A 4665-nucleotide genomic window follows, 5' to 3' on the forward strand; every position below is an offset into this window, starting at 1 on the left:
AGCAAATGTTTTAGATACCAAAACAACTTTTTTGCAAGCTTTCTATTTTTGAGTATATTACGGACTTGTAAGTCTTCCATACCGATAACATCGTGGTTTTTGATGATTTCAGTAGAGAGTTTATGTAAGTAATCAGCTCTTGCATTTGCAATATGTTCATGGATTCGTGCAACTTTCACACGTTGTTTATTCCAGTTCAAAGAACCTTTTGTTCTTCTAGAAAGGATACGCTGTGCTTTCGCTAACTTTTCTTCTAATGTACGGAAGAATTTAGGGTTCTTGTATGTTATGCCATCTGAAAGAATGGCATAATCTTTTAACCCCACATCGATACCAACAGAAGAACCTGTTTTTTCTACTGGTTGCACTTCTGTTTCTGTAAGAATAGACACAAAGTGTCTACCGCTTGGATTTCGTCTAATGGTAGCATTTAGGATACGTCCTGACACTTCACGACTTTTGGCAAATCTAACGAAACCGAGCTTCGGTAACTTTATTGTATGACCTACAATGGCGATATTATGATTCGTACATTTTGTTGTATAGGACTGTAGTTTATTCTTTTTAGATTTGAATTGTAGCATATCATTTTGTTTCTTGAAAAAACGTGAAAAGGCATCTGCGAGATTTTTCAATGAGGATTGAAGAGCGGTACTATCTACTTCTTTTAACCAAAGCGTATTTTTTCGTTTTTTTAATTGCGTAAGCTCGGCAGAGCAAGAAAATGGTTAAATACAAAGCGACTGCAACCAATCGTTTTAGCAATTAATATTTCTTGTTTCTTATTTGGATAGATACGACATTTATATGTTTTATTTACTAGCATAGATTGCACCTCACTTTTCCATAGTATATCTACAGAATACAAAAAACGTAGGCTTATGCCTACTGACATTCATCCCCCACCTAAAATTGGTGTTCCACAACTTCACATTGTTGAGGAAGGAGTCTTTTATCAGAAAACGATTAATTAACCTTGTAATTTACTAAGGTAAAATCTTGAATCGCTTGATACAGCTAGTCTAGCATCTCTAAAATAGATTCTAATATTTATAATGATTTTATTTTTTAAACAAGATTTAATAAATACAGTATTCTATCCTAAAGGGGAAACATTATAAGTATGTTCTTTATCATTTTCCGACAGAAGACTGTTTCTTAATTTTTGTGATTATTTGGGGAGTTATATCAAATTTACAAAAAAAGTAGGGAAGCTTGTNNACAAGCTTCCCTACTTTTTTACGTATTATTTAAGTTATTTTTTAAATAGTTTAGCGAACCATGATTTTTCTTGTTGAGCAGACGCAACTAACTTCTTGGTTTCTTGTATTTCTCGAACCACTTCTAATAACTGCTGATCTCTATTGTTTATTTTTTTATCAATAGTCTTTTGCTGTTCATCAATCTTATTCGTTAGTGTTTGATTAGTTTGTTCTAAATTGTCTATGCGTTTTAAAAGTTCCATATTCATATCTTTTTGTTCTTGAAAATATATAGAAACCTCTTTCATACTCTCATACATCGTCTGAATAATTGGTTTCGTTATTTCGTTGTCTTCATCACTATCTTCTACTACAATATAATCTACATTTTGTTTTAACATCTGTTCTATTATTTCTGGTGGTTCTTGTGCATCTTTCATATTAGCAATTAATTTAAAAAGCTCTAATGCTTCCTGTTCATATCTCAGTGTTCGCCCCTTCGTCCCAGCGACGGTTGGTAAGTATGGTTTGAATTGATCCCGCCAGGCCTGCAGGGTTGTCCGTGGCTTCCCAAGCATCCTTGCTATATCTGCAAGGGAATATGTTTTCTTATAAGGTTCTTCCCTATCCATTCCATCGTCCTCCCCTCATCGTCATTTGTTGTTATCAATGTCCGACATGTGCTCATTGGATTGTTATTGATTATCATCCATGTCGGTCATGTTGTCATTGTATTGTTGTTGACCATCATCCATGTTGGTCATGTTGTCATTGGATTGTTGTTGACCATCATCCATGTCGGTCATGTTGTCATTCCATTGTTGTTGACCATCATCCATGTTGGTCATGTTGTCATTGTATTGTTGTTGACCATCATCCATGTTGGTCATGTTGTCATTGGATTGTTATTGACCATCATCCATGTTGGTCGTTTTGTCATTCCATTGTTGTTGACCATCATTCATGTCGGTCATGTTGCTGTTTTACTGTTATTCTTCATCATTTATGTTCGACATGTCGCTTCTAACTGTTATGTGTTTAATTCGTTTGAAAGAAGGTATTTCCTTGTTTATTTTGAATTTTTTAAGTATATAGGTTAATTAAATAATAAGTACGATTCAAGTCGTACTTATTATTTAAAATGTTCTTATTTTTGATTAAATGCGCTAAAGTATAATCAAAAATAGCACTTAAGTCGTACTTAATGTATAAAGGGGGAATTATAAATGAAAATTGGAAGAAAAGTAGCGGATTTCGGAAATAGTTTTAATAATTTCATGGTTGATGGTTATTATATTGAACTTGCAACGAATGTAGTTAAGATTTCAAAGAAACAAGCTGAGGATTTACTTGTTGATCGTATTTCTAAACCAGAAGATTTACTGGATAGATTACTAATTTCCACTGAAATCGAAGGTGAAGAGTCTTACTATTTAGTTGGGCAATTGGCTGAAGATAATCAGTTAGCAAACTCACATGTAAATAAGATGCACGATAAAATAAATAGTCCTATCCCATACGTATGCTTTTTAGGAGCAATTGCATATTATCATGCCCTTAATGCTGATCAAGAAGATAATGAAATTGAAATTGAACACATGAGTATGATGCTTCCAATTTGGCTTTTAAAACGCGAAGAGAAATTTAGCATTGCCCATAAAAAAATGGAAGAAAGATTTAACGGTGAACATAAAGTTAAAGTGTTAACACCAGGTATGGAGAAAGAACTAACTATTACAGTCCAATCAGCAAAATGTAGAAATGAATCAGAAGTTGCTAGACATTCTTTAAAATATAAAATGGTTTCAAAAGATCAGAATACAAATGTAATTAGTATTGAAAAGCGCTATGAATCTGAACGATTCGATGACTATGAAGTAGTTTTAACTGACATTGGTGGCGGTTCTACAGATGCTGTGCGATTAGGTAAAGGACTTACTACACCTAAGCACAGAGATTCTTTCCAAGTTATCGATATTGAGCCATTCTTGGGATACCTAGAACGCTTTAGAAAAGAAAAATTGATTCAATACTTTAAGGATCTAAGAACATTAGAGAAATTTATAGTTAATAAATATAAAGTACAAAAGTATGTACTATCGAATGAAAATACTGGTGAAGAATATGATTTTACAAATGAAATTGTAGAGGCACTGAAAGAATATGCAAGAATTTTAGTTGCCAAAATTCTTGATGTATTCATCCCATCTAGTACGAATACAGTATTGAAATTCATTTATATCGGAGGCGAAGCACCCGTTTTAGAACCATACATCCGTCTCGCTTTATTGAATCATATGTCTGAAATGGCTGCTAAAAACAATCACTTCTTCTTGAACGATATTATTCAAAATAGCGACAAAGAAGTATTTGCTCCAACTTCACGTACAATTAATCTAACTGCATTAGAATTAAAAGTAATTGATGAAATGAAGGGACAGCTAGCTTAAAATAAAAGGACGTGCTGATAATGGCTACAAATAGAAAAATGGCATTACATGCTGATAATATGCCTGAAGATGTATATAGGATCCTTAATGAAAAAGCTAATGGTAGACAATTAACAGCATTTGTTGTTGAACTGGTACAAAATGAAAAACGTTATGAGCAACTACTGCAAAAATTAGATAATGTAGAACAGAGATTAAATCTTTTAGATACAGTTGAAAATAAATTGGATATTTTACTTACTAACGGATTTGTTCCCTCACAAAAACAAGAAGATTTAAAAACAGAGGAGCCCATATTGCAAGAAGGTAAAATTATTAACGCTAGGGTAGTACTTGGTGGGATTTCTGAAGAAGATAACGAAGAGCTTGATTTCTAACTAGTAAAGAAGACCTTTAGGTATAATCCTAAGGTCTTTTTATATTTATGTGACCTAAATTCTGTTGAATTGAACTACCCTCCACTTAACACGCTTATGGGTTATTTGAAGTGGGGGATTCCTACGAACAGCAAAGTATTCTTCGGTTATCCTAGTAGGCTAATCCCGTAGTTCCTACGGTTAATACGAAATTCGTACGGTATCACAATCTTGTTTGGTTTTTTTGACACCTAGAAATAGACCTGGTTTTGGTAGCACGAATCCCACTGATATAAGTCATCTTTCCCCTTTAGGTATGGGAGTGTCAAAATGAAGTAGTCCTGATATCACGGCTATAACCTCCTTTAAATTATAGATATATCCCTATTTCCCTACTTTTGTTATCAGAAATGGTGGCATAGGAGGAGCCTTTGAAAAAATTACTGATTCTATTGTATATAACACATATCACCATTATAATCCCCTTGAAATATAGATATATCCCTATTNNTTTCTATAATTAGATATTTCCCTATTCTTCTACTTTTATTATTTGAAAGGGTGGTATAGAGGGCGCATCTGAAAAATTAATGATTCTATTGTATGTATCACATATCACTATTATAATCTCTCTCTGAATATAGATATATCCCTATT

Annotated in this window: 4 protein-coding genes and 1 pseudogene; 2 read left to right on the plus strand and 3 right to left on the minus strand. The window is 33.2% G+C overall.

Annotated elements, in window-relative coordinates; translation table 11 throughout:
* From COE49_RS26495 to COE49_RS26505, 3 genes and pseudogenes are all read right to left on the minus strand, one after another.
* Positions 1–826, minus strand: a pseudogene (locus COE49_RS26495) (RNA-guided endonuclease TnpB family protein); the annotation flags it as partial.
* 429 nt (positions 827–1255) lie between these two features.
* Entirely contained in the window at positions 1256–1834 is a 579-nt protein-coding gene (locus COE49_RS26500; RefSeq protein ID WP_088233082.1) for a DUF3967 domain-containing protein, read from the minus strand.
* A gap of 63 nt (positions 1835–1897) precedes the next feature.
* Positions 1898–2083, minus strand: coding sequence for a hypothetical protein (locus COE49_RS26505; protein ID WP_140417521.1), 186 nt, complete (start codon positions 2081–2083; stop codon positions 1898–1900).
* Positions 2084–2428: 345 nt separating this feature from the next.
* On the opposite strand from COE49_RS26505, the gene COE49_RS26510 reads away from it, so the two are divergent.
* Together COE49_RS26510 and COE49_RS26515 are read left to right on the plus strand one after the other, a co-directional pair.
* Positions 2429–3652 carry a ParM/StbA family protein gene (locus COE49_RS26510; RefSeq protein ID WP_088233080.1) on the plus strand — a complete coding sequence of 408 codons (1224 nt, stop codon included), beginning with the start codon at positions 2429–2431 and terminating at the stop codon, positions 3650–3652.
* A gap of 20 nt (positions 3653–3672) precedes the next feature.
* Complete coding sequence (locus tag COE49_RS26515; RefSeq protein ID WP_088233079.1) at positions 3673–4029, plus strand: hypothetical protein; 357 nt, start codon at positions 3673–3675, stop codon at positions 4027–4029.
* Positions 4030–4665: the final 636 nt, after the last annotated feature.

This window comes from Bacillus sp. AFS029637 (genome assembly GCF_002584985.1).
Lineage (GTDB): Bacteria > Bacillota > Bacilli > Bacillales > Bacillaceae_G > Bacillus_A.

Excerpts from the sequence above, each read along its gene's own strand:
- COE49_RS26500 (WP_088233082.1), bottom strand. The coding sequence starts at position 1,834 with ATGGATAGGGAAGAACCTTATAAGAAAACATATTCCCTTGCAGATATA.
- COE49_RS26510 (WP_088233080.1), top strand. The coding sequence starts at position 2,429 with ATGAAAATTGGAAGAAAAGTAGCGGATTTCGGAAATAGTTTTAATAAT.
- COE49_RS26515 (WP_088233079.1), top strand. The coding sequence starts at position 3,673 with ATGGCTACAAATAGAAAAATGGCATTACATGCTGATAATATGCCTGAA.
- COE49_RS26505 (WP_140417521.1), bottom strand. The coding sequence starts at position 2,083 with ATGGATGATGGTCAACAACAATACAATGACAACATGACCAACATGGAT.